Source organism: Parafrankia soli (assembly GCF_001854695.1).
GTDB lineage: Bacteria > Actinomycetota > Actinomycetes > Frankiales > Frankiaceae > Parafrankia > Parafrankia soli.
In genome coordinates this window covers 13212-37892 of sequence record NZ_MAXA01000224.1, presented here as the reverse complement: position 1 = coordinate 37892, position 24681 = coordinate 13212, and the positions used below count along the sequence as shown (strand labels likewise).

The 24681-nt window shown below is 71.1% G+C and carries 21 protein-coding genes; 11 read left to right on the top strand and 10 right to left on the bottom strand.

The genetic code is table 11. The features are described 5' to 3' along the window. Window positions 1-3: 3 nt before the first annotated feature. The 3 genes from BBK14_RS20695 to BBK14_RS20685 form a co-directional block, all read right to left on the bottom strand. Entirely contained in the window at window positions 4-1590 is a 1587-nt protein-coding gene (locus BBK14_RS20695; protein ID WP_338045482.1) for a galactose oxidase early set domain-containing protein, read from the bottom strand. A 27-nt stretch (window positions 1591-1617) separates the two neighbouring features. After that, complete coding sequence (locus tag BBK14_RS20690; RefSeq protein ID WP_071064915.1) at window positions 1618-4296, bottom strand: glycosyltransferase family 2 protein; 2679 nt, start codon at window positions 4294-4296, stop codon at window positions 1618-1620. Window positions 4297-4382: 86 nt separating this feature from the next. Further along, the gene (locus BBK14_RS20685) at window positions 4383-4943 is read right to left on the bottom strand and encodes a Trp biosynthesis-associated membrane protein (protein WP_241831707.1); all 561 of its coding nucleotides are present in this window, start codon (window positions 4941-4943) and stop codon (window positions 4383-4385) included. Between the two features lie 750 nt (window positions 4944-5693). Here BBK14_RS20685 and BBK14_RS20680 point away from each other — a divergent pair. Together BBK14_RS20680 and bluB are read left to right on the top strand one after the other, a co-directional pair. Further along, window positions 5694-6842 carry a thiolase family protein gene (locus BBK14_RS20680; RefSeq protein ID WP_071064913.1) on the top strand — a complete coding sequence of 383 codons (1149 nt, stop codon included), beginning with the start codon at window positions 5694-5696 and terminating at the stop codon, window positions 6840-6842. A gap of 40 nt (window positions 6843-6882) precedes the next feature. Then, a complete protein-coding gene (gene bluB, locus BBK14_RS20675; RefSeq protein ID WP_071064912.1) occupies window positions 6883-7569 on the top strand; it encodes a 5,6-dimethylbenzimidazole synthase in 687 nt (228 codons plus the stop codon). Window positions 7570-7673: 104 nt separating this feature from the next. On the opposite strand, the gene BBK14_RS20670 is transcribed toward bluB, so the two are convergent. Beyond that, complete coding sequence (locus BBK14_RS20670; RefSeq protein WP_071064911.1) at window positions 7674-8678, bottom strand: ATP-binding protein; 1005 nt, start codon at window positions 8676-8678, stop codon at window positions 7674-7676. Window positions 8679-9234: 556 nt separating this feature from the next. On the opposite strand from BBK14_RS20670, the gene BBK14_RS20665 reads away from it, so the two are divergent. The 3 genes from BBK14_RS20665 (at window position 9235) to BBK14_RS20655 (ending at window position 10655) form a co-directional block, all read left to right on the top strand. Continuing rightward, entirely contained in the window at window positions 9235-9573 is a 339-nt protein-coding gene (locus BBK14_RS20665) for an indolepyruvate ferredoxin oxidoreductase subunit alpha (RefSeq protein ID WP_020464569.1), read from the top strand. 179 nt (window positions 9574-9752) lie between these two features. Further along, a complete protein-coding gene (locus tag BBK14_RS20660; RefSeq protein ID WP_198541365.1) occupies window positions 9753-10151 on the top strand; it encodes a pyridoxamine 5'-phosphate oxidase family protein in 399 nt (132 codons plus the stop codon). Window positions 10152-10211: 60 nt separating this feature from the next. Next, window positions 10212-10655, top strand: coding sequence for a nuclear transport factor 2 family protein (locus tag BBK14_RS20655; protein ID WP_071064910.1), 444 nt, complete (start codon window positions 10212-10214; stop codon window positions 10653-10655). A 74-nt stretch (window positions 10656-10729) separates the two neighbouring features. On the opposite strand, the gene BBK14_RS35645 is transcribed toward BBK14_RS20655, so the two are convergent. Further along, window positions 10730-11236, bottom strand: coding sequence for a hypothetical protein (locus BBK14_RS35645; RefSeq protein ID WP_157904311.1), 507 nt, complete (start codon window positions 11234-11236; stop codon window positions 10730-10732). Window positions 11237-11593: 357 nt separating this feature from the next. Here BBK14_RS35645 and BBK14_RS20645 point away from each other — a divergent pair, with 357 nt between their 5' ends. Both BBK14_RS20645 and BBK14_RS20640 read left to right on the top strand, forming a co-directional pair. Then, on the top strand, window positions 11594-12097 hold the full coding sequence (locus tag BBK14_RS20645; RefSeq protein WP_071064908.1) for a PPOX class F420-dependent oxidoreductase: 504 nt from the start codon (window positions 11594-11596) through the stop codon (window positions 12095-12097). Window positions 12098-12556: 459 nt separating this feature from the next. After that, the gene (locus BBK14_RS20640; RefSeq protein ID WP_071064907.1) at window positions 12557-13759 is read left to right on the top strand and encodes an amidohydrolase family protein; all 1203 of its coding nucleotides are present in this window, start codon (window positions 12557-12559) and stop codon (window positions 13757-13759) included. Between the two features lie 223 nt (window positions 13760-13982). Here the strand turns inward: BBK14_RS20640 and BBK14_RS42315 are convergent, their stop codons facing one another. After that, entirely contained in the window at window positions 13983-14432 is a 450-nt protein-coding gene (locus BBK14_RS42315) for a helix-turn-helix transcriptional regulator (RefSeq protein ID WP_420849179.1), read from the bottom strand. Between the two features lie 906 nt (window positions 14433-15338). On the opposite strand from BBK14_RS42315, the gene BBK14_RS20630 reads away from it, so the two are divergent. Both BBK14_RS20630 and BBK14_RS20625 read left to right on the top strand, forming a co-directional pair. Continuing rightward, a complete protein-coding gene (locus BBK14_RS20630; protein WP_071064905.1) occupies window positions 15339-16205 on the top strand; it encodes an LLM class flavin-dependent oxidoreductase in 867 nt (288 codons plus the stop codon). Between the two features lie 91 nt (window positions 16206-16296). Continuing rightward, window positions 16297-17679, top strand: coding sequence for an FAD-binding oxidoreductase (locus BBK14_RS20625; protein WP_071064904.1), 1383 nt, complete (start codon window positions 16297-16299; stop codon window positions 17677-17679). An 80-nt stretch (window positions 17680-17759) separates the two neighbouring features. Here the strand turns inward: BBK14_RS20625 and BBK14_RS20620 are convergent, their stop codons facing one another. Then, the gene (locus BBK14_RS20620) at window positions 17760-18104 is read right to left on the bottom strand and encodes a hypothetical protein (RefSeq protein WP_131802367.1); all 345 of its coding nucleotides are present in this window, start codon (window positions 18102-18104) and stop codon (window positions 17760-17762) included. A 530-nt stretch (window positions 18105-18634) separates the two neighbouring features. Here BBK14_RS20620 and hrpB point away from each other — a divergent pair. Next, window positions 18635-21295, top strand: coding sequence for an ATP-dependent helicase HrpB (gene hrpB, locus BBK14_RS20615; protein WP_071064902.1), 2661 nt, complete (start codon window positions 18635-18637; stop codon window positions 21293-21295). Window positions 21296-21396: 101 nt separating this feature from the next. On the opposite strand, the gene BBK14_RS20610 is transcribed toward hrpB, so the two are convergent. The 3 genes from BBK14_RS20610 to BBK14_RS20600 form a co-directional block, all read right to left on the bottom strand. Next, on the bottom strand, window positions 21397-21615 hold the full coding sequence (locus BBK14_RS20610; RefSeq protein ID WP_071064901.1) for a cold-shock protein: 219 nt from the start codon (window positions 21613-21615) through the stop codon (window positions 21397-21399). 287 nt (window positions 21616-21902) lie between these two features. Beyond that, window positions 21903-22889: a cold-shock protein gene (locus tag BBK14_RS20605; protein WP_083391141.1), complete on the bottom strand. Its 987-nt coding sequence runs from the start codon at window positions 22887-22889 to the stop codon at window positions 21903-21905. 81 nt (window positions 22890-22970) lie between these two features. Beyond that, entirely contained in the window at window positions 22971-23810 is an 840-nt protein-coding gene (locus BBK14_RS20600) for a class I SAM-dependent methyltransferase (RefSeq protein ID WP_241831706.1), read from the bottom strand. A gap of 281 nt (window positions 23811-24091) precedes the next feature. On the opposite strand from BBK14_RS20600, the gene BBK14_RS20595 reads away from it, so the two are divergent. Then, window positions 24092-24661, top strand: a complete 570-nt coding sequence (locus BBK14_RS20595; RefSeq protein ID WP_071065041.1) for a hypothetical protein — start codon at window positions 24092-24094, stop codon at window positions 24659-24661. Window positions 24662-24681: the final 20 nt, after the last annotated feature.

The window sequence follows — 24681 nt, the reverse complement described above, 5'->3', positions numbered from 1 at the left end:
GGCTCACTGGACCTGCACCCAGGTGGCGACGGACGGAATGTTCTCGCCGTTGTCGACGAAGAGCATGTACCAGTCGGGCGGGAGCAGGTTGCCGTTCTCGGGGACACTCACCGTCACCTTGCCGTTCGCCTGGCTCACCAGGGGGAGGGCCACCGAGCGCTGCTCGGTGTCGGTCACGTGCGTGTAGGCGCCCGGGCGGATCAGACGGACCTTGGACACCTCCTGAGAGACGCCCAGGTCGATCGTGGTACCACGGGTCACCGAGGTCGGCGCGGTCTGGATGACCGGCCGCTCACCCTGATACATGTAGGGCGGACTGTAGATCTCGATCTGGGTCTCGAAGAAGTTTTCGTCGCTCAGTGGATTCGAACCGAAAACCGCCACCCGGCCGTCGGGCATCAGCAGATAGCTCGAGTGGTAGTCCCGGCCGACGAGCGGGTCGGCGGCCGGGGTGAAGGTGTTCGTGTCCGGGTGGTAGATCTCCGCCGTCTGGGTGTCCTTCTGGCGGTAGGCGGTGGAGCCGCCGGAGACGAGCACGGTGTCGTCCGGCAGGACGACGACGCCCGGATAGCGCTTCGCGACGGTGGTGTCCGGTCCCTGGACGTAATGGGGATTCGGCTCGTCCAGGTCGACGACGGCGGTGCGGGCGGTGGCCACCTGGGTGTCGCCGACGCCGCCGCCGGCGACGAACATCACCCRCTGTTCCTGGGCCGGCGGCAGCAGCACCGTTCCGGCGGTCTCGTTGATCTCCGGATCGGGCAGGCCAGGAATCTCCTGGAACGTACCGTCCGCGAGGCTCCAGAGACCGGGGTGGCGGGCTTCCAGCGAGGTCGGTCCGTAACCGGCGTTCGCTCCGGAGAAGAACAGCCGGCCGTCCCCGGCGAGCAGCAGCGACGGGTAGGTCGGGAACTCCTTGACCAGTCCCTCGTTGTGGTTCCACGTGCGGCTCGCCTGGTCGAACCACTCCGTGTTGCCCGGGTCGATGTCGCCCTTCTCGTTCAGGCCGGAGACCGCGACCACCTGGCCGCTGGCCAGCGTGACCAGCGTCGGGTACCACCTGGCGAATTGCAGGTCGCCCGTCTTCTCGTACCGCTCCGTCTGCGGATTGAACGTGTAGCTGTCCTTCAGCCCCTGGTACTCCTGCTTCTTGCCGTCCGGCGAGTCCTGGGCGAGGACCTCGTACTTCTTCGTGCCGCCGGCGATGAGCAGCTCACCGCTCGGGAGAAACGCCTGGCCGGCGCAGAAGACGTCCCACGGCGTGTACACCTGCTCGAAGGTGTTGGCGACYGGATCCCACAGCAGGGTCTCGAAGCGTTTCGCGTCGAAGCTGGCCTGGTCGTTTCCCGATCCGGCCAGCAGCAGAATCTTCCCGGTGCGCAGCAGTGCCGCGTGGATGGAGCGCGAGCCGGGGTCTGCGACGATGTCCCAACGGCCGTGCTGACGCATGTAGTCCGGCTGGTGCGAGCGCCAGGTGTCGTACTTGTCGGTCGCCCAGGCGCTGAGGAACGGGCCGTTCCCGGCCACGATGACAATGGCTAGGCAGCAGACCTGGACCACTCGCCACCGACGCGGCCCGCTGATTATTTTCATCGTCCCATCAGATTCTCGTCATGGCCATCAGCCGATCTCTTCCAACAGGCCGTCGAGTGACACCCGCCGGCGGCGGGGATGCAGGGTCATCGTGACGTCCTCGGTGTAGTGCGGAACGCCGGCGGGGGAGCGGCCCTCCCGGGCGAGCGCCGCCCGCCGGGCGGCGAGGACCTCCTCCGGCGACCCCTGCCGGGAACGGAGAGTCACGACGGTGTCCTGATCGACGTCGTCGGGGTTAGCCGAGTCACGGCGCAGCCCGGCGGCGGCCAGGACGGCGCCGACGACCGGCCGGGACGTCCGGACCGTGTCCTCAGGAGTGCCGGTGCCGGTGCCGGTGCCGGGGCTGTTGGCGTCGGCGGCGGCGACGATGGCCGCGATCCGCGGCTTCTCCGTGCGCACGGTGTCGTCGCTGAACCAGCCCGGGTCCCGCGGCCGCGACTGCTCGGCATCCCCGCCGCCCGCCGCGCCGCCGCGGGCGCCGACGGGCTCGAGGCCGGTCAGCGTCGGATCGTCGCGCTCCCACCCGGCCCGCCCGGCGCCGGCGTGCTCCGGGGAGCCTGCCGGCCTGGCACGCCGCCGCCCGGGTGCGGGGGGACGTCCCGGCTGGGCCCGGCGTGGCTGGGCGGGCCGGGGCTGGTTCGGGCGCGCCGGCCGTACCGGGTGCGGCTGCGTGAGCGGCGGCGCCGGCGGGGGGACGGGCGGAACCGTCCGCTCGGTGCCGGGTGCCTCCGGGAGCGGCGTGCCGACGGTCGCCGGGTCGACGTCGGACGGCCTGGCACCGAATCCCTTCCCGCCGGGTCCCCTTCCGCCGGGCCCGTTCCCACTGGCGTTCCCTGCGCCGATCGCCCCCATGACGGTCGTGTCCGCGGCGCTCGGGTCGAGGGTGGACGTCTCGACCGTTGCCGGGTCGAGGCCGCCGCGACCGGCGGGGGTGCGGTCGGCGCGGCGCTGGGCGCCGGGGCGCGCGTCGGCCGGTGCGCGGTCGCCGGTGCGCTGCGGCGGGATGTGGGCGGCCGGCAACGGGTTGGGAGCGACCGCCCGCCGCGGGGCCAGGATCGGCTCGATCAGCCACAGCCCGATGGGAATCAGGCAGGTGATGATCGACAGTGAGGCCCAGACCATGTTCGCCGGGTACAGGTGACCGAAGACCGCGGCTCCGGCCACGGATCCGCCCGAGACCGCCGCCCAGAACAGGTGCTTGCGGAAGGTCATCAGGCGGTCCGGGCTGGCCGCGTTCCCCTTGGGGGTGACCACGAAGCCGAGCTTGCGGCGGGTGAGCGCGCCGACGAAGGCCGTCGAGTAGAAGGGCGTGCACAGCACGGACACGAAGATCCCGCTCATGCCCGCGCTGCCCTTCTCCTCATGCGGGCTGATGTTGAACCGCCGCAGCCAGAAGTAGAGCAGCATCCGCGCGACGAACACGTCGACGTAGAGCGCCAGCCAGAACGAGACGTTGACGAGGACGCCGGTCGAGCCGAGCGCCATGTAGAGCACGGTGAGCAGGTTGCCGACGATCCAGGTGATCGCGACGGTGGGGTAGTGCACCATCAGCGTCAGGTAGTGCAGGCGCGGTCCCCAGCTCAGCGCCTTCAGTCGCCGCGGGGCCTCGGTGACCATCAYCTCGTTGGCGCCCCGCGCCCACCGCAGCTGCTGGCTGAAGAAGTCCGTCCAGTTCGCCGGGCCCTCGCCCACGGCGACCACGTCCGGGGTGTAGACCGACGTCCAGCGGTGCCCGGTGACCTCGTTGAACGAGCCGTGCACGGCGAAGGATGTCGCCAGGTCCTCGGTGATCGAGTCCTGGAACCCGCCGATCTGTTCCCAGGTGGACACCCGGTAGGCGTGGTTGGTACCCACGAACATGCCGGCCGCGAAGCGGTTCGCGGCCCGCTGGATCACCGAGTGGAACATGTAGTTCTGGGCCTCGGCGCCCCGGGTCAGGTAGTGCCGGAAGTTCCCGTAGACCTGCGGGCCGACCACGAAGGCCACATTCGGGTCGCGGAAGTACCCGAGCATCCGGTCGGCGAAGTTCGGCAGCGGGATGTGATCCGGGTCGACGGAGAGCACGACGTCGTACTTGTGGCCGTTCGCGTCAAGCCACGAGTTGTGGTTGCCGTGCTTGGTCTTGGCACGGAACCGTCCCTTCGGCGTGTTCCATTTCTCGACGCCCTTGCGGGAGAAGTGGTGGACGCCGGTCTCCTGGCACATCGCCTTCACGGCCGGGTCGTTGCCCTCGTCGAGCARCCAGACGTCGATCTGCTCGCTGTACTGAATGTTGCGGGCGGCGATCAGGGTGTCGCGGACGATGTCTACGGGTTCCTTGGACGGCACGATCGTTGTGGTGAACGCCACTCGAAGCCCCGGGGGCGGCAGCACCGGCACCGGGTCACGCATGATCACTGATGACCAGCACAGGATGATGGAGCTGAGCAGGCGGATGCCTTCGGTCACCACGATCAGCCAGAACATGATGTGGTTACCGACGGCCACCGCCGTCGGTATGTATTTCGTGCTGGGATAGTGCTGGGGCTGGAGAAGCCAGACGAAGAACAACGACGACAGGCCCAGTGTCGCGATGAGCAGCGGCATGACCTGCCAGAGCACACGACCTGCCATGATGCGTCGGTACTCGACGTGGTGCACCGCACCTTCGGCCGGGCGCGTCAACGGCCCGGCGAGCGTCGAGAAGGTCGCGTAGTCGTATGCCACTGCTGTCCCAAACGGTCGTCGCGGAGATGGTGCCGAACGGATCCTGGGTAAACCTGTGGAATTCGGCGCGGGACTCCGCGGTCAGGTCAGGATGTGTCGCGGTCGGGGCTGCGGTCGGGGTCGCCTTCACGCTCCGGGCTGAGCTCGTGGTCGGGTGCGCGGCCCGCCGGAGAGGAAGCGGCGTCTGTGGACCGGGATACGTCGCCGCCGGGTCGTGCGCTTCGCTCTAACACCAGCCGGGCGCATCCCGCGACCAGGATGACGGCTCCGGCCGCCAGAATGACCCAGAGACCGAACGCGGTTCCGTGGGTCGCCGTCGGATTCTCGGTCTGGAAGGTTCCGATTCGGAGCCGTTCGAGCTTGCGGGCCACCGGTTCAGCGGTCTGCAGCGCGGTGAGCGGAATGATGACCATCACCAAACCGGCGACCGGGATCAGTCGGCGCAGCCAGATGTTCTCCTCGGCCGGTGGGATCAGGACGAGCAGAGTAACGACCACCCCGACCGCGAAGACAAGCTGCCCCGCCGGCGCGAGCTCCCAACCCGTCTGGTTCACGACGAGGAGATCGGCGCCCCGGTCGGCGAGGGTCGCGTGGGTCCAGGGACGGAACGACGCGAGTGCGGCGATCACACCGGCGAGCGAGCACACCGGTCCAGTCGCGGTGACGAGCCGGAAGCGGAGAGTTCTCGTCTCTGCCCCGCTCGGTCGCGGCCTCGCTGGTGAATCCGCCCCCATTGATGTATCCCGCCCTCGAGGAACACGAAGTGCTTGCCGTCAATCGGCCGTCATCGTACATACCTCCGCTGTGGGCCCTGGCTCGTGGTGCTTTACGGGCCATGATTGCGTGCCTCTCACGTAACGGTTCACCGTGCTGTGAGCGCAACCACGTCATTACAGTGACGTGAGTGTCGGGCTCTCGGGTTTTCTCTGCCACGAAGGCTCGAAGGTGGCGGACGGTCGCCCATCGGCCACACTGCTCGCGCACGCCGGAGCGTCAATTATTCGGCCGGAGTTGTTCGCGTGCGTGCTACTTGGCCTGCCTGGAGCGCGACGACGTCTGTGCGTAGCCAGCCGCCGCGCCTTCGTGGCCGTCCCGAATCAACGTGCGGCACCCGGTGAATCTCGACACCAACGAGGGCGCCCAAACGGTGGTCGGGATCACCGAGCCCGATCGACGCGCGGGTCGGGACGAACAGGAGAACGGCCCGCGCGGTGTCGTCGACGTCTACGACGGTGCAGTCGACGTCTACGACGGTGCCGCCGACGCGCACGGCGCAGCCCCGGCGCGTGCTCGTGTGCCACTCGTCACGGTGGGCCCCGGAACGAGTCGGGCGGCAGGGACGTCAAGGCACGAACTGTGGCACGGTTGGGCGCAGGGACGAGAGAAGAGGGACTGCCGTGCGAGAAGCAGTGATCGTGGAGGCGGTGCGCACGCCGATCGGGAAGCGCAACGGCTCCCTGGCGGGCGTGCACCCGGTGGAGCTGGGCGCCCTGGTGCTCAACGAGCTCGTCAACCGGACCGGGATCGATCCCGCGCTCGTCGACGACGTCCAGTGGGGGTGCGTGACCCAGCTCGGTGACCAGTCGAGCAACGTCGGCCGGTACACCGTCCTCGCCGCCGGCTGGCCCGAGAGCGTCCCCGGGGTCACCGTGAACCGGGCGTGCGGATCGAGCCAGCAGGCGCTCGACCACGCCGCGTTCGCCGTCATGTCCGGCCAGCAGGACCTCGTCGTGGCCGGCGGTGTCGAGTCGATGAGCCGCATCCCGATGGGTGCCACCCGGCAGATGGGCGAGCCCTACGGGCCGAGCGCCAAGGCACGCTACGACGGCACCGACTTCAACCAGATCGTCGGCGCCGAGCGGATCGCGCGGCGGTGGGGCTTCTCCCGCCAGCAGCTGGACGAGTTCTCCTCGCTGAGCCACGAGCGCGCGGCGGCGGCGATCGACGCCGGCGCCTTCGAGCAGCAGATCGTCGCCGTCCCGACCGAGTCCGGCCCGTTCACCGTCGACGAGGGCCTGCGGCGCGGCACGACGCCGGAGAAGCTCGCCGGGCTCAAGCCCGTCACCGGCGAGGACGGCCTGCTGCACGCCGGAAGCTCCTCGCAGATCTCCGACGGCGCCGCCGCGCTGCTCGTGACCACGCCCGAGAAGGCGCGCGAGCTGGGCCTGCGACCGATCGTGCGCTACCACAGCGGCGCGGTCGTCGGCTCCGACCCGTTGCTCGTCCTGAGCGGGCCGATCCCGGCGACGGAGAAGGTGCTCGCCCGGGCCGGGCTCTCCATCGGTGACATCGGCGCGTTCGAGGTCAACGAGGCGTTCGCCTCCGTCCCGCTGGCCTGGCTGGCGGACACCGGCGCCGACCCGAAGGTCCTCAACCCGCTGGGCGGCGCCATCGCGGTCGGGCATCCCCTGGGTGCCTCGGGCGCGATCCTGATGACCCGCCTCGCCCACCACATGCGCGACAACGGCATCCGGTACGGGCTGCAGACCATGTGCGAAGGCGGCGGCACCGCCAACGCCGCGGTTGTGGAACTCGTCACTGACTGACCAGCCGCTCCCGGAGGATCCCCGACCCCGATCCGCCGGAGTGAATCCCGTCGCCGAGGCGCTTTACCGGACCATCCGGCAGCGTCGGGACGTCCGCGGGCAGTTCACCGGGGAGCCGCTCGGGCCCGGTGTGCTGCGCCGTGTGCTGGCCGCGGCGCACGCGGCGCCCAGCGTCGGCCTCAGTCAGCCGTGGGACTTCATCCTCGTGGCGAACGCCGCGACGAAGGCGGCGCTGCACGCCCACGTCCAGCACGAGCGGCAGGTGTTCGCCGCCACGCTCAGCGGCGAGCGGGCGGAGCGCTTCGCGGAGATCAAGATCGACGGCGTGCTGGAGTCGACGCTCTCGCTGGCCGTCACCTACGACGCGTCCCGCGGCGCCCCGGCCGTCCTCGGCCGGCACGCCATCGCCGACGCCGGCCTGTACTCGGTGTGCCTGGCGATCGAGAACCTCTGGTTGGCGGCCACGGCGGAAGGGCTCGGCGTCGGATGGGTGTCCTTCTACCAGGAGGCTTTCGTCCGCGAGCTGCTCGGCCTGCCGGCGGGCCTGCGTCCGGTGGCCTGGCTCTGCCTCGGACCGGTGACCCATCTGGAGTCCACCCCCGACCTTGAGCGCCACGGCTGGGCCCACCGCCGCCCCCTGGACGCCGTCGTCCACCACGAGCGCTGGACGCCCTCCCCCACCGAAGCCGAGGCAACGGTCGGGAACGGAACCGGCCCCCCGGACTGACCGGAGCGCACGCCGCGACCGGAGCCGCCCCCGGAGCCGCCACCCCGGGGGCGGGGCCCGGGAAGGGGCCACCGACCCGCCACGCAACTCCGGGTGGGGTGGGGCTAGCGAGTGGGGAACCGGGCTGGGATTCGGGTCGGGGTCGTGCGCGGCTCGGGCACCGGCGGGTACGGGGGGCGGTAGGCGGGGTCGATCTGCGTGGTGAGGTCGGTGCCGGCGGACCTGTTCGCCCAGGCGCGGGCGTTGCGGCGGTGGATCTCGTGCATCTGCGCCACGAACCGTTCCGGGTCGCGCACGGTCCGGTCGACCAGGCCCTGCAGCGTGGCCAGGGATGACCTGGTCTCCGGGTCGAGGTCGTCGAGGTGGAACGGCCGGCCCTGCTCCAGGGCGCGGACGGGCGGGCAGTGGCGGAAGCAGGCGCGCAGGTCCGCGCCGAGGTGCTCGCGCAGGAACGCGACATCCGAGTCATCGGAGATCTTGTTGCCCACGGCCGACACGGTGATCTCGTAGTCCGCCGCGTACTCCCGGTACTGGTCGTGGACGGCGACCGCCTTCCGGGTCGGCTCGCAGACCAGGAAGGTGTGGTCGAAGCGGGTGAACAGCCCGGACGCGAACGCGTCGGCCCCCGCCGTCATGTCGACGACGACGTACTCGCCGGCGCCGTCCACCAGGTGGTTCAGCAGCAGCTCGACCGCGCCGAGCTTCGAGTGGAAGCACGCGACGCCGAGGTCGTCCTCGGTGAACGCGCCGGTCGCGAGTAGCCGGACACCGTCGACGTCCACACCGAAACGCTCCCACAGCGGGTTGTCGTCACCCGTCCGCAGCAGCCGCGACCCGGGGCCGGGCGGTGTCGTCTTGACCATCATCCCGGCCGACGGGATGCGCGGGTTACTGCCGCGCAGGTAGTCCTTGATCACGTCGAGGTGTTCACCCATCGGCGGCGCCGTGGCCTCCTCGCCGCCCGCTCCGCCGAGCGCCGCACCGAGGTGCTGGTTGATGTCGGCGTCGATGGCCAGGACGGGATGACCTCGCGCGGCGAGGTGGCGGCACAGCAGGGCCGAGAGCGTGGTCTTTCCACTCCCACCCTTACCGACAAAAGCGATCTTCATGGTGGCTGTCTCCGAGGTCGTGGCGGCGGTGCCGCGATCAGAGCGGCATCATAACCGTTATCGTTTTCGATAGCCTGGAGGCGGGCCGCCGGGTGACAACGCGGACGCGCCGGCACGCGGGCGGGCCGTGAGGTACGGGTGTGGGGAGTGCCCGGCTCGCTCCCGGGTCGATGGTCTGACCCGTGCCGGTGACCCCGGTGCCGCGCGGCTGTCCCGCGCGCGGCTGCCCACCACATGGCTGCCCTGCGTGTGGGCTGCCCCGCGCGGGCGCCGCGGGATACCGCTGATGAAAGCGTTATCCTCGGGAAGATCCCGCGATGTTTCGGCGTGGCGAATTTGTTCAATTTCTTTTTCGGTAAACGGAAAGTTTTCTTCGTTACCTGTCGTTTACCGGGCGAAGCGTCGCTGTGACATGCGCCCGCCAATAATCTATGCGGGTTCGCCGGAATTCGGCCTACTCCGGTCGGCACGCGGCCGAGAAAAGCGGGCTGTCGGGCGCGGGTGCACCGCGGTCGGCGGCCGCCGTCCTGTTCGGCTGATTGGAGAGGATATCATCATGCCATTCGTGATCACCTCCGCGTGCATCGATGTCAAGGACGGCGCGTGCCTGGGTGGCGGATGCCCGGCCGACTGCATCTACGAGGGAAACCGCAAGATGTACATAAACCCCGATGAATGCACCGAGTGCGGGGCGTGTGCGGTCGCCTGCCCGGTCGGGGCGGCGATGATCGACGAGATGGTCCCGGACGAGGAGCAGGATTTCATCAAGAGCGAGGAGCTGTTCTTCTCCGAGGTCCTGCCCGGCCGGGACGAGCCGCTCGGCGAGCCGGGTGGTGCCGCTGAGGTCGGCAAGATCAATGCTGACTCGGAATTCGTCGCCGCGTACAAGAAGTAGGTATCGCGGCGGGTGGAGGGGCACCTCGCCACGAGGCCACGCCGGCGGATGATCGCTGCCGGCCTCCAGACAGATGCGCCTGGTCCGCTCCCTGGTCGATACTCCGACCAGGGAGAAACAGCGCCGTGAAGCCGTGCTTGCGATGCCCGTCCGTGGCCGAGGGGCGGCGTGCCACCACGGTGAGCGGACGCCGCAGCGAGGGCATTCTTGCCACGATCGGCGAGACCGGGCTGCCCCACCTCTCGAACGTCTACTACGTTGCCGACGCCGAGCGCCGGCTGGTCCGTGTCTCGACGACGGGCGTCCGGGCCAAGGGCCGCAACCTGCTCCGCGACCCCAGGGCCGTGCTGCACGTGCCCGGCGGCGACTTCTTCAATTTCGCCGTCGCGGAGGGCGAGGTCACGCTGGCGATCCCGAGCGCGCCGGGCGACGAGGCGACGGACGAGCTGTACGCCGTGCACTCGGTCTTCAACGGGGCGGCGGAGCGGCCGGCGTTCGACCACCAGATGCTCGAGGCAAGCCGCATGGTCATGCGGCTTGAGGTGAACCGCCTGTACGGCCTGTTGCACCGGGCCTGACGGGCCCGCCTCGTGGACGACTGGCAGGTCGGGGAAACGCCGGGAAGTGGAGGAACGCCCGTGGACGACTTCGCGGTGAGCTTCGAGGTGAGCAAGGACATCGAGGCCATCAAGCAGTTGAAGGCCCGTTACTTCCGGCTGCTCGACACGAAGGACTGGGACGGCCTGCGCGGGCTCTTCACCGACGACCTGGTGATCGACACCACCGGGTCGGGTGGCGGGGTGATCGCCGGTGCCGACGCGTTCGTGGGATTCGTCAGCTCCCACCTCGCGGAGGCGGTCACCGTCCACCATGGACACACCCCGGAGATCACGTTGACCTCACCGTCGGAGGCCACCGGCATCTGGGCCATGGAGGACCGGATCTGGTTCGCGAACGGCCACGCGATGACCGGTTTCGGTCACTACCACGAGACCTACGCGAAGATTGACGGCTCCTGGCGGATCGCCTCCTCGACGCTGACCCGCCTCCGCGTCGACATGACCGGACCTGCCACCGCCTGACGGAAATCGACCCCTCGCGAACGCGGGTCGTGGTATTCCCGTCGGCAAGGTCAGGGATAACGGGGCAGGTTAACCTACGGTGCCGGTCGGGCCGCCTCGGACCAGCCCCGGTCGCGCAACGCCTCCCAGGCGATGCGGACATGGGYGCTGGTGAACATCCTGTCCTTACGAGGGCTCCACTCCCGGACGAGCCGGGAGGCCAGATCGGCGTCGTCGGCCGCGTCCGGCTGTTCCTGGATCACCCAGTGCACGCTCGCCAGGAGCTCCAGGCCATAAGGGGTTTCGAAGCCTCCGACGAGACCGAGGACGCGGTCGATGCGACCGACGGTGCCGGCATGACTCACAAGTACTTCGCGGGCGCGGTCGTCGACTCCCGGCAGCACGCGGATCGGCTCCGCGTCCGCGACTTTCGCGCTGCCGTCGCCGAATCCCACGACAAAATGCCCCTCAATGCTGCTCGGCGCCTGCCGCAGCCCGTCGGAGTAAGGACCATACTTACCTCGGACGTAACGCAGGAGTAGAGCTTCGCCCGCCACCTGCAGGAAGTACAGGAGTTTCTGTACCTCGATGAGAGATGACATCACCGCTGATCTTGCCGGCGAGGTCGGCCAGCGGCAACTGCAGGGACGAGGAGTCGGGCGTGAAGGACATGACGGCTCCGTCTGGTCGAGCGGTGTCGAACGGGACGGGATGAGCGTGCGGTCCGCCGCTTGGACCCCACTTGTCGTTCGCCGCCGCCCGCTTGCGCCCCGCCGCCGTGCCACTTGGACGCCGCCGCCGTGCCGCTTGGGCCCCGTGGCCGTGCGGCTTGGACGCCTGGTCGCGCCGCCCGGAGGCGCCCGGAAAGCGAGCAGGCACCGCGCTCGGAACGCGCGGCAGCGATGAGGCCGAGCGCTTCTCCAGCGGCCCGGACCGCCCCCGGGTCTTACGATGGCCGGGTGAGTCCGACCGCCGCGCGAGACGTCGTCGTCGACCGTGCCGCCCTGTTGGACTTCATCCGTCCCCGGCACCGCGGCATCCTCATGACCACCCGCCGGGACGGCAGACCGCAGGCGTCACCGGTGACGATGGGCGTGTCCGGATCCGGCGACGTCGTGATCGCGACCTACCCGGAGCGGGCCAAGGTCCGCAACGCCCGCCGTGACGAGCGCGCCTCCCTCCTCGTGCTGTCGGACGAGTTCAACGGGGAGTGGGCGCAGGTGGACGGCACGATCACCGTCGTCGACCAGCCGGCGGCCGTCGAGGAGCTCGTCGACTACTACCGCAGCATCAGCGGCGAGCATCCCGACTGGGATGAGTACCGCCAGGCGATGGTCCGGCAGGGCAAGGTGCTGCTGCGGCTGCGCGTCGACGGCTGGAGCCCGATCAGCCGCGGCGGTTTCCCGGCCCGCCTGCTCCAGGGCGCCGACCAGCCGAGTCCGTCGAGCCCGGGCGGCGCCTGACCGCGACCGGGCGTCCTGGCGTCTGACCGCGGCCCCGGCGTTCCGGCGCCTCCCGCCCGCCGCGGTTCACGGCTTCGCACTGTTCCTGGAAGCTCGCGGCCCGTGGCTGTTCGCTGTCCGTCGTGGCTCGTGGCTCGTGGCTCGTGGCTCACGGCTCACGGCCGCTGCCCGCTGTCCGTCACGTTCCCGCCCTCGGCTCCGCCGGACGCCTGAGGTCTGGATCTCGGCGCGCCGCCGGCGGTGCCGCCCAGCTGGACTCGGGCGGGCGCTGCGACCCGTCCCGGGACAGCCATCCAGACAATATTGACGTCGATATCAATAAGTGGTAATTTCGCCTCAGGTCAGTGATGACGTAAGGGGGTAGTCGTGCGTCCCGGCCCCATGCCGTGCCGGGGTAGTCGTGCGGCTGTCTCGTGGCATTCGGCTGGAGTGGTTCGGCCAGCCAGTACGGAGGAATACGTGCCCGCGACCAAAGTCGACTTTCCCGTCTTCGACGCCGACAACCACATGTACGAGACACCCGACGCGTTCACGAAGTTCCTCCCCGAGGAATACGCCGGCCTGATCAAGTATGTGCAGGTCAACGGGCGTGACAAGATCGCGGTCAGGGGTGTGATCTCCGAGTACATCCCGAACCCGACCTTCAGCGTCGTCGCGCGGCCGGGCGCCTGGGAGGACTACTTCAAGAACGGCAACCCGGACGGGAAGTCGACCCGGGAGCTTATGGGCAAGCCGATCCGCTCCCCGGAGGCCTTCTTCTCCCCGGAGCCCCGCCTCGCCCTGATGGACGAGCTGAACATCGACCGGGCACTCATGTGGCCGACGCTGGCGAGCCTGCTCGAGGACCGGCTCCGCATGGACCCGAAGGCCACGCACGTGGTCGTCCACGCGCTGAACCAGTGGATGCACGAGCACTGGAGCTTCAACTACGAGGACCGCATCTTCGCCACGCCGGTCATCACGCTGCCGATCGTGAGCGAGGCCATCAAGGAACTCGAGTGGATTCTCGAGCGCGGGGCGAAGATCATCCTCATCCGGCCGGCTCCCGTGCCCGGCTACGAGGGTTTCCGGTCGTTCGCGCTGCCCGAGTTCGACCCGTTCTGGCAGAAGGTCGTCGAGGCGGACATCACCGTCGGCCTGCATTCCTCGGACGACGGCCTGACCCGCTACTACAACATGTGGGAGGGCCGGCAGGACGGTGAGCACCTCCCGTTCGCCTCGCCGTCCGCCTTCCTCGACATCATGCACCTCCAGGGCCGGGGCATCTTCGACACCGTCGCCTCGCTGATCGGGCACGGACTCCTCACGCGGTTCCCGAGCCTGCGGATCCTGCCCGTCGAGAACGGCTCCGGGTGGGTGCGTCCCTTCGTCGAGGCCGTCGGCACCTCGTACGCGCACAGCCCGAAGCTGTACGACGAGGACCCGCTGAAGGTGCTCAAGCGCAACGTCTGGATCCACCCGTTCCACGAGGAGAACCCGCGCGGCCTCATCGATCTCCTGGGTGTCGACCGGGTCGTCTTCGGATCCGACTACCCGCACGCCGAGGGGATGTCCGACCCGGTCTCCTACGTGAACGAGCTCGAGGGCCTGCCCAAGGAGGACATCGCCCGAGTGATGGGCGGCAACCTCGCCGAGGCGCTGAAGCTGCCCTTCGCAGCCTGAGGACGTCCCGCCTTTCGCGGGTCGCACCCTGACAGACCGGCCTGGCCGGCATCACACGAGTGATCCGTGCGGTGCCGGCCAGGCCGCTTTCGTGTGTGGTGGAACCACGAGCGCCGTCCCGCGAATGATCGTCGGCGGAGTCGGCGGAGTCGGCGGCAGCGGCGGCAGCGGTGGTGTCGGTGTCGGCGCCGGACTGGTCGTGCGGCCGTCGGGACTGCTCCGGTCAGTACTGCACGTGCGTGATGGCGGCCGCCGGGTCGTGCAGGGCCGGCCCGTAGTGCTCGGCGAACAGCTTCGCGACGAGCTCACCGCGGCTGCCGACGCCCACCTTGGCGAAGACCGCCTTGAGATGGTCCCGCACGGTGTGCGGTGACAGGAACAGCTCGGCGGCGATCTCCTGGTTGGACAGGCCCCGGGCGACCGCCCGGGTGATCTCCTGCTCGCGCACGGTCAGGCAGTACGCCTCGACGATGATCGGCGCGATCTGCGCCGACTTCGCCGGCTCGATCGTCAGCGCGGTGGGGCCGGGCCGGCCGTTCGGCTGGCGCAGGCAGGACGCGTGAATCGAGATCCAGCGTCCGGAGACCGCCCGCAGCCGCGCGGCGGCGGGCCCGCGGTCGCGGCCCTCGTGGACGGCGGCGGCCCGGGCGACCACGGCCAGCACCGGCGTCATCGACACCGAGGGCAACGCCCAGGACGGGCCGGCGAGCTCGGCGAACAGCCGCTCGGCGTTCTCGTCGAGCGAGAGCAGCGTCCCCGACGTGTCGAACAGTGCGGTGCCCGGACCGCTGGCCGCGCCCGCGGCAGCGGGCCGCGTAGGCACGGCGGTGGTGAAGGCACGCAGCGCGGCCGCGATCACCGGCATGAGCGTGCGGACGAGCTCGACCTCGGTCGCGGTGAACGAGCCCCGGGCCCGGTCCCGGTACAGGTCGACGACGCCCCAGGTGTTCCCGCCCGACCGGAACGCGGCGCGCAGCTCGTCGCCGTAGCCCTGCGGGGCGATGAACTCCCGGTACCGGGCGCTGCGGGCGGGCTGGTCGTCCGTCGCCGTGTAAAGCGTCGCGACGCCCGATTCGGAACGGGCGAGATCACGGAAGAGCAGGACGTCCTCGACGAGGCATTCGCGTTCCCAGTACGACTCGCATCGGCTGTTCTCGATGTTCTCCACCCGGACCGGGCTGGTGGCAAGGACGGTCAGCGGGTCGGTGGCGAACCAGCCCGCCCCGTCGAAGGGCACCAGCCGGCGAAGCCGGTTCGAGACATCCTCGAACAGCCCTTCGCAGGTCTCGGCTTTCGTGCAGACATCCGCCAGCGATGACAGCTGGCTCTCGACTGTCGACGTCGACCCGCGCACTGTTTCCCCCCGTTGGCCACGCGCACCGCCCGGACGCGTCCGCGTGGCAAGTGTGCGGTCGGCGGGCGCGGGGCGACAACCCCCCATCTGTAGGGGTCGGTGAAAGGCCGGCCATCGAACCGGGGGAGGTGCGCTCGCGGAGGTCCCGCGATTCGCGGGATGGGTCCGGTCGGCGAACGGCAGCAGGCTTCTCGATGACGGCGACCCCCACCACGGGAGCACATCATGAAGCTCGGAATCGCCCTTCCCAATGCTGTCCCCGGCGCACCGGGAGACGCGGTGACGACCTGGGCGCGCCGCGCCGAGGAATGCGGATTCGACTCCGTCGCCGTCATCGACCGCGTCGTGTACGACAGCGTCGACCCGCTGGTCGCGCTGGCGATGGCCGCGGCGGTGACCAGCCGCGTCGAGCTCGTCACCAACGTCCTCATCGCCCCGCAGCACCGGACGGCGCTGCTCGCCAAGCAGGCCGCGAGCATCGACCGGGCCAGCGGCGGGCGGCTCACCCTCGGCGTCGGCGTCGGCGTGCGCGCGGACGACTTCGCCGCCTGCGAGATCCCGTTCCGCAGCCGGGGCGCCCGCCTGGACCGGCAGCTCGACGAGCTGCGCGGAATCTGGAACGGGGAGTGGGGCATCGGCCCCGCCCCGGCCCGGCCCGGCGGGCCCCGGCTGCTCATCGGCGGCGACGCGGCGCTGGCCGGCCCGCGCGCGGCCCGGCACGGCGGCGGCTGGACGATGATGGTCGGCACTCCCGACCAGTTCGCCGCCGGTGTGGACACCGTGCACCGCGCCTGGCGGGAGGCGGGCCGACCCGGGACGCCGCGCACCATGGCGGTCTTCTACGCCGCGCTCGGCGAGGACGGTCCCGAACTCGCCGCCGGCGCGATCGGCCACTACTACTCCTGGCTCGGCGCCGACCTCGCCGGCTGGATCGCCGGCACCGCCGCCACCGACGAGGACGCCGTCGCCCGCCGCGTCGAGGAGTTCACCGCCGCCGGTGCCGACGAGATCGTCATCGCCCCCTGCTCGGCCGAGATCTCCCAGCTCGAGCGGCTCGCCGGCGTCGCGCTGCGCACTCCCGCCGCCGTCTGATCACCACCCGCCCAGCTCCTGATCGTCTTCGTTCGCCTTTCGCCTTTCGCTTTTCGTCGTCCTTCGCGCTCCTGTCACTGGAGGAAATCTCATGACCATCGCGCCTCCCGCCGCCTCCGCACTCGACCTGCTCGCCACCGACCTCGACGGCAGCCTGCTGCGCCCCGGCGACACCGGCTGGGACGCCGCCCGGCAGGCCTGGCACCTCGCCGTCGACCAGCGCCCCACCGCGGTCGTCGTCGCAGCCTCCGTCCGAGACATCGTCATGGTGGTCAACATCGCCCGCATGCTCGGCCTGCGCGTCGCGGCCCAGTCGACCGGCCACAACGCCGGGCCGATGGGCGACCTGGCCGGCTCGATCCTGCTGCGGACGTCCGCCATGCGCGGCGTGCACATCGACGCCCGCGCGCGGCTCGCCCGGGTGGAGGCGGGCGCGCAGTGGGCGGACGTCACCACGGCGGCCGGTGAGCACGGCCTCGCCGCGCTCGCCGGATCGGCCCCGGACGTCGGCGTCGCCGGCTACACGCTCGGCGGTGGACTCAGCTGGCTGGRCCGCTCACACGGGCTGGCCGCGAACAGCGTCGTCGCGATCGAGGTCGTCACCGCCGACGGCGCGCTCCGCCGGGTCGACCCCGACCACGACCCCGACCTGTTCTGGGCGCTGCGCGGCGGGGGCGGCAGCTTCGGCGTCGTCACCGCCCTGGAGTTCCGGTTGTACCCGATCACGCAGGTGTACGCGGGAGTGCTGTTCTTCCCGGCCGAGCGCGCGGTGGAGGTGCTGCGGGCGTGGCGGGAGTGGCTGCCGTCGGTGCCCGACGAGGTCGCCTCCGTCGGCCGCATCCTGCACTTCCCGCCGCTACCGGAGCTGCCACCGCATCTGTCCGGCCGCTCGTACGTCGTCGTCGAGGCCGCCTGCCAGCTCTCGGTGGGGCAGGCCGACGAGCTGCTCGCCCCGCTGCGCGCCCTCGAGCCCGAGCTGGACACGTTCCAACCCACACCGGTCGGTGAGCTCGGGCTGCTGCACATGGACCCGCCCGGCCCCGTCCCCGCGCACGGCGACGGGATGCTGCTCGGCGAGCTGCCCGAACAGGCCGTCGACGTGTTCGTGGACGTCTCCCGCGCGCACGGGCCGGCCCTGCTGTCGCTCGAGCTGCGCCACCTCGGCGGCGCGTTGCGACCCGGCGCGATGGCGGGCGGGGCCGTCGACGGGATCGACGCGGCGTTCGCGGTGTTCGCCGCCGGCATGACCCCGACCGAGGAGGCGACCCGCGCGGTGACAGCCGCGGTCGATGCCGTCCACCGTTCGCTCGCACCGTGGTCGACGGGCGGGTGCTACCTGAACTTCGCCGAGCGGCCCAAGCCGGGGCAGGCGCTGTTCGGCGCGGACGTCCACCGTCGGCTGACCCGGATCAAGGCGGCCTACGACCCCGCCGACGTGATCCGGGCCAACCACCCGGTGCCACCCGCGAGCTGACGCCGCCGGCCCACCGCCGGCCCACCGCCGGCCCGCCGCCGGAACGCGGCCGGGACACGGTCGGGAGGCCGTCGGCCTGTCTATGCCGCGGATCGGGGGCCGTGCGCGGTCCAGCCCAGGCGGTTCAGTACCGCCTGGGCAGTGGCCGTGACCGGCGGCTGAACGGTGAAGTCGCCGTACAGCGCCACGAATCTCGGCCAGTAGAAGTCGATCACCTGCTTTCCCCGCTCGAACGGGTGGACGTACATCCACCTGAGCTCCCACACCCCGTCCATGAGCTTGAAAGCGACGGCGCCGGCGGCCACGAAGCTGACCGCGTTCACCCGCGGGGCGGAGAGCAGCCACACCCGCTGCTCCCCGAAGTTCAACGCCCGGGCGAGCGGAAAATCGTAGCCGCATTCCCGCTTGGCCGCGTTTCCGAACATCTCGGCGGCCTGCCGGAGGTCGAGCGGTGAATCCCGGGAAACCTCGATACAGTCCGGACCTTCACTCGCGCGACGCTGATAGGGAAGAACCGGCATGTCGATCCGGTATCGAGGTGAAAGCCGTTCCTCCTCGCTGAGCCATGTTTCGCGGTCAACCGGAGTGAGGTCGGTCATCGTTCCCCTTCACTGCGTGGTTCGGTTGTTCGCCGTTGAACCGGATCCGGGTGGGCGACGCCCTCGGGGTTGTTCCGGGCGGCGCCCCGGGCGGCGAACGACGACGATCACCCGACGGGGATGCCACCAAGCCTGACCGACCCGCCCGCCCCGCGAAAGATGCTGGATGGCCCCAGAACCGAAACGGATGGCACCTCGGTGCGGGCACCGCCCGCTCGCCGCCCGCTTGCCGCCCGGTCTGCCGCGGCCCGCGCTTCGGCAGCCCGTTTCTCCACAGCCTGGTCTTCCGCCACACGGTCATCCACAGCCCGGGGCCGCGCCGCCCTCAGCCGCGTTGATCCGAGGACACTGGGCGCATGTTGCCCGACCTCACGGTCGCCGGGGCGGACCTGCCCGTCCGGTCCGCTCTGCCGGCGCTCGTCGCCGCGCTGACCGGTGGTGACGAGCACGGGTCGCGCTCCGCCGGCGGGGCCGCGGTGCTGGTGGCCCCGCCCGGCACGGGCAAGACGACGCTTGTCCCGCTCGCGCTCGCCGACCACGTCCCGGGTCGGGTACTGGTCGTCGAGCCGCGGCGGATCGCCGTCCGCGCCGCGGCACGGCGGATGGCCACCCTCGCCGGCGGTGGTGTGGCGGGTGGTGCCGGGGCTCGCGCTGATGCTGTGGGTCGCGGCGGTGTGGGCGGGGGCGAGGTGGGTGGCGCGGTCGGCTACACGATCCGCGGCGAGCGCAGGGTCGGGCCGTCCACCAGGGTCGAGGTGGTCACGACAGGAGTGCTCGTCCGGCGGTTGCAACGCGACCCCGAGCTACCCGGTACCGACGCGGTCATCCTCGACGAGTGCCACGAGCGGCACCTCGACGCGGACCTGGCGCTCGCGTTCCTGCTCGACGTCCGCGCGGCGCTGCGCCCCGACCTGCTCCTGCTCGCCGCCTCCGCGACAGCCGACACCCGGCGGCTGGCCGCGATGCTCGGCGCGCCCGACCAGCCCGCGCCGGTCGTCGGGACGGACGCCTCGATGTTCGACGTCGAGGTTGTCTGGGCGCCCCCACCAGGGGTGATCGCCCCGGCGCACGGCCTGCGGGTCGACCCGCGGCTGCTCGACCACGTCGCCGCGACCGTCGGGCGCGCGCTGCGGGAGACGTCCGGGGATGTGCTTGTCTTCCTGCCCGGGGCCGGTGAGATCGCCGCCGTCGCCGGCCGGCTCGCCGGGCACCGGGACGCGGTCGACGTGCTCACCCTGCACGGCCGCCAGGCCGGTGGGGCGCAGGACGCGGTGCTGCGCGCCGGTCCGCGTCGCCGGGTCGTCCTGGCGACCGCGGTCGCGGAGAGCAGCCTCACCGTGCCCGGCGTGCGGGTCGTCGTCGATGCCGGCCTGGTCCGCTCCCCGCGGATGGACCACGCCCGCGGGCTGGGCTCGCTGGTCACCGTGCGGGTGTCACGGTCGTCCGCCGGGCAGCGCGCGGGCCGGGCCGGCCGGGAGGCGCCAGGCCGGGTGTACCGCTGCTGGTCCGCCGCCGAGCACGATCGGCTGCCCGCCCAGCCGGAACCGGAGATCGGCGTCGCCGACCTGACCGGCTTCGCGCTGGAGCTGGCGGTCTGGGGCCATCCCGGCGGCGTGGGCCTGCCGCTGCTCAGCGACCCTCCCGTCGGCGCGATGGAGGCCGCCGGGGCCTCGCTGCGGGCCCTCGGCGCTGTCGACGAGACCGGCCGGGTCACCCCGCGAGGACGTTCGATCGCCCAGGTCGGGGCCCATCCGCGGCTCGCGCGGGCACTGCTCGACGGCACCCGGGCCGTCGGCGCGCGGCGGGCCGCGGAGGTCGTGGCGATGCTCTCCGGGGACGGCCCGGTGGGCGGCCCCTCCGACGACCTCGTCGCCGCGTGGCGCCGCCTGCGCAACGACACCGACCGGGCCGCGTCCGTCCGCTGGCGGGAGGAGGCCCGCCGGCTGCGCTCGGCCGCGGACGCCACACCCGCCGGGCCGGCTGGGCCTGCCGGGCCCGCGGCCGGGGGAACGGGTGGGATGACCGACGATCTCGCGGCGGGGCTCGTGGTCGGCCTCGCCTTCCCCGAACGGCTCGCGCGGGCCCGTGATCCCGGCGGGGCGAGCTATCTGATGGCCGGCGGAACCGGCGCCGAGCTCGCCGCGGGCTCGGCGCTGGCCGGGGCGGAGTGGCTCGCTATCGCGGTCGCCGACCGCGGGCCCGGCCGGACGTCCGCCCGTGTGCGGCTGGCCGTCACCCTCGACGCGGCCACCGCGTGGGAGGCGGGCGCGGCGCTGCTGCGCACCGAGGACGAGGTCGCCTGGTCCGGTGGCGACATCGTCGCCCGCAGACTCGAGCGTCTCGGCGCGATCATCCGCACCGAGCGCCCGGTGACCAGGCCCGACCCGTCCCTGCTGCGGGCCGCGGTGCTCGACGGGCTGCGCGACGCGGGTCTCCCCGTGCTGCGCTGGAGCGCCGACACGCTCGCTTTGCGGGACAGGCTCGCGTTCTGCCACCGGGTGCTCGGCGCCCCCTGGCCCGACGTCACCGACGCCGCCCTGCTGGACTCCGCCCCCGACTGGCTCGGTCCGGACCTCGACGGCGTGCGGCGCCGCGCCGACCTCGAGCGCATCGACGCCGGCCGCGCGCTGCGCCGGCTACTGCCCTGGCCACAGGCCGCCCGGCTGGACGAGCTGGCGCCCGAGCGGGTGGCGGTGCCCAGCGGCTCCCGGGTGCGCCTCGACTACAGCGGCACCAGCGGCGCGGCCGGCCCCGTGCTGGCTGTGAAGATCGCCGAGGTGTTCGGCTGGGAGCGGGTACCCGTCGTCGCCGACGGCCGCGCGCCACTGGTGCTCCACCTGCTGTCGCCGGCGGGACGCCCGGTGGCGGTGACGAGCGACCTGGCGTCGTTCTGGCGCACGGGCTACCCGCAGGTCCGCTCGGAGCTGCGCGGCCGCTACCCCCGCCACCCCTGGCCGGACGACCCGACCACCGCCCCGCCGACCCGCCGCGTCGCCCCCCGCACCCGCGGCCGCTGACATGTCAGACGGCGCCGCCCCACGGGCCGGTGATGACGCAGGTCATCCCTGAAGGGGCGGGGCCGGCCCGCGACCAGCATCAGCGCAGGTGGGGGCACCTGTCAGAGCTTGCGGACGCGGGTCGCGCGGTAGCGGAAGCTGTCCTGCCGGACCTGTTCGTAGTCGAACTCGACGCGGTCGCCGGCCTCCAGGAAGCGGTACCCGTCCATCTCGATCATGCTGAAGCCAACCCACGCGTCGAACCCAGGCGGCAGGTCGGGGGAGGAGATCGCTCCCCACCCCCGCTCGGCGTTGTAGAACTTCACGGTGCCCGTGGTCATTGAGCCAGAATGACCTGTTCGCTCCTGCGCGGCGATCGAGTTTCGCGGGACAGATCGTTCCAGCACGCCGCTCCGGACGGCCCCGAAAACCGCGAAGGCGGCGGCAACTCCCGCGAGGAACCACATCCAGCGTCTGGTGCGCCGCCAACCCGCTTCCCCGCCGTCAACCATGAACATGGTTGTACGGCAAGGAGCGTGCCGCCACCCCTCGGTCCTCGCTCGGAGATGGGCAGAACCGCCTTGTCTCCGCCTGGGCGATCCCGTCCGGACCGTCGGGTGGGGGTCGATCAACCGGCCGCACGCAGGTCCGCGCATCCGGACTCGCCTGGCAGCAGCGGGCGGAAGGCGACCCTCCACTGCCTGCCGTCGGACGTCCACCGTGTGGTGGTCACAGCCGTACGCGCCGCCGCCAGCAGATTCGTAGCCTCCTCACCGCTGGCTGTCACGCAGCTCAGATCGACGCCTCCGCCGACCGGCTCGCCCGGCAGCGCCGGCCCGGGCCACACGCGCTCCGTACCCGCGGTACCGCCGCCGCACGGAACGTCGGTGCCAGACGGAGCGGTGCCGCCAGACGGAAGGCCGCTGCCGGACGGAACGGCCGCTTCGGAGGGCGAGGAACAGTCTCCGACCCAGGGGGAGGCGATCGCGGCCACCGCAGCCGGAATGTACGACTCGGATTCGCTGACCGCACCCGGGCCCAGCGCGGTGGGCAGGTCGGTGAGTGCCGTGAACAGCTCCTGGGCTGCTCGCCGCGCGGACTGCTGCTGCGCTGTCAGCCCGTGGCCATCCGCCTCGAAAAGTGCTTCCACCTGCATCTCGACGCCGGCCGCGGTTCGGAGGGTGAAGCGGGTCGACGGTGCGTCCGCGACCGGTGGTTGGCCGAAGTCCTGTTCGGCGCCGACGCCGGCCGCGGCCGCGCGGTCGACAAGCTTCCGCACATCGGCGGCCGAGATCCGCCTCAGTTGGATGTTCGGCAGCGCCGGCCCCGGATAGGTGAGGGTCTGCGGACCCTCGCTCATGACCCGGCCGTCGGGGTAGACGGCCACTATCGGCAGCCGGGTGGCCAGCATCTCCGGTGTCACGAAGCCGCCGACCCAGTCCACCCGCAGCACGGCGGTGTCGGCGCGGGCACCGGTGCCGGGGCTGTCACCGGCGGCGGCGCTGCCGCCGACGACGCTGTCCCGCACGTCGGCGGCGGCCCCGGCACAGGCCGCGGCCGTGAGAACCAGGGGTACGACGGCGGCCACCAGGCGGGCGCCGCGGAGCGTCATCATCGCCATGGCCCTTGGACGCAGCGGGCCCCGGTCCGGTTCCCCTCAGGAAGGGATGAACCCACAGTCCGCTGTCACGCCTTCCTAATGGCCTTCAGTGCGTACAGCAGCGGCACACGTGGATCCGTCTCCGGGTAGCCGCCACCAGCCGTCCTCCCCGCGGACCATACGTTTCCACCGTGGCCACGGCAGCGCGTCGGTCTCCCTCAGCCCGGTCACGGTCAGGTCCGCCCCGACCAGCGCGTCGATCACCTCGCCGAGACCGTGCGTCCATTCATAGGCGACCGTCGCGCTCCCCAGCGCGGGGCCGTCGGTGTACGTGTAGGTCGCGTCGCGCTCGATCGGGCCCCGGCCCGCCAGGTAGTCATGGCGCAGCAGCAGTTCCTCGCCGACGCCCGGCGGGGGCTTGGGACCCAGCGCATTGAACAGCGGATGAAACTCCACCAGATACAGCCGGCCACCGGGACGCAGCAGACACGCGACCTCGGCGGCCCACCGGGGCAGATCGGGTAGATAACACAGCGCACCCTTGCCGGTGTAGACGACATCGAAACAACCTTGGCCCAGCACGCCCGCCGCGTCGTATACGTCAGACCGCACGTACCGTAGGTCGGCGCCGGCCCGCGACGCGATCTCCCGCGCCCGTGCGACGGATTCTCCGGAAAAATCCAGTCCCACCGCGCGGGCGCCTCGGCGTGCGAACGCAATGGTTTCCGTGCCGAGATGACACTGCAGATGGACGACGTCCCGGCCCGCCAGGTCGCCGAGGTCCTCCCATTCGAACGGCGCAAACCAGTCGAATGGTTTCCTGCTACCGTCGAGGCCGTAGAACGCGCTCGCCACGTGCACCGGGGTGCGGGCGTCCCAGTTCGCCTCGTTCGCCCGAATCATCCGCCGGACCTCGGCATCGAACTCCTGCGTCATGAGCCACAAAATAAGCGAGGCGCGCTCCGCGGCCTGTCGAACGCGGAACGAGTCTCAGTGGCCTTGGTGGGCCAGCCACGCCAGGGTGTCGTCGGTGATTTGGCGCCAGCCATAATCGAACAGAGCGGTGTGGGGGATCGGGAGATCCCTGGCCTCGAGGGCGTGGTCGCCGACGCCGGACTGGCATGCTGGAGGCCCATGCCTGTCAGCATGATGTGAGACGGTGACAGCCAACATCGAGAATGCTCTCGTTGCGGCCAGCCGTCTGGGACACTGCTGAGGTGAGTACCGGCTCGGCGCCGCCGCCCCTGAATATTCGATGCCTCACCGAGACGCCGAAGGACTACGGCGACTACGGAAAATTACTTTCTCCGCATCCCGTCGACGGCGAGATTGCCGCGTTGCTGCGTGAGGTTGAGGCGTTTGACCGGTTCCCCGAGCTGATTGGTGCCCTGACGCCGCGGGTGGGCTGGGAGGCGCTGTGGGTCTTCGCGTGGCGCGCGGCCACGTTCGCGGTCCGGCGGCGTGACCCGGAGCTGCTCCGTGCCGGCCTGGTCGCGATCGGCGTGGCCAGCCGCAACAGCCTCGACTACCGGGACGAGCTGGTAGCGCTGGCGATGTTGTGGCACAGCGCAGGACTTCTCGACCTGGATGCGGAGGAGGAGGTCCGCGCAGCCGCGGCCAAGCTCCCGCTCTTCGTCGGCACGGCGAGGCACGCTCCGCCGTCGGAAGCCGAGGCCGACCGGCTGACGTGCTGGCTCGAACGGTCGCCACGCAATCAGTCGCTGGCCGTGATGGGGCTGCGTGAAGGAAAAGAAAAAAGTGGTTTTCGCTATGTTCAGCATCTTTGACCGCGGTGCTCCGCCGACGA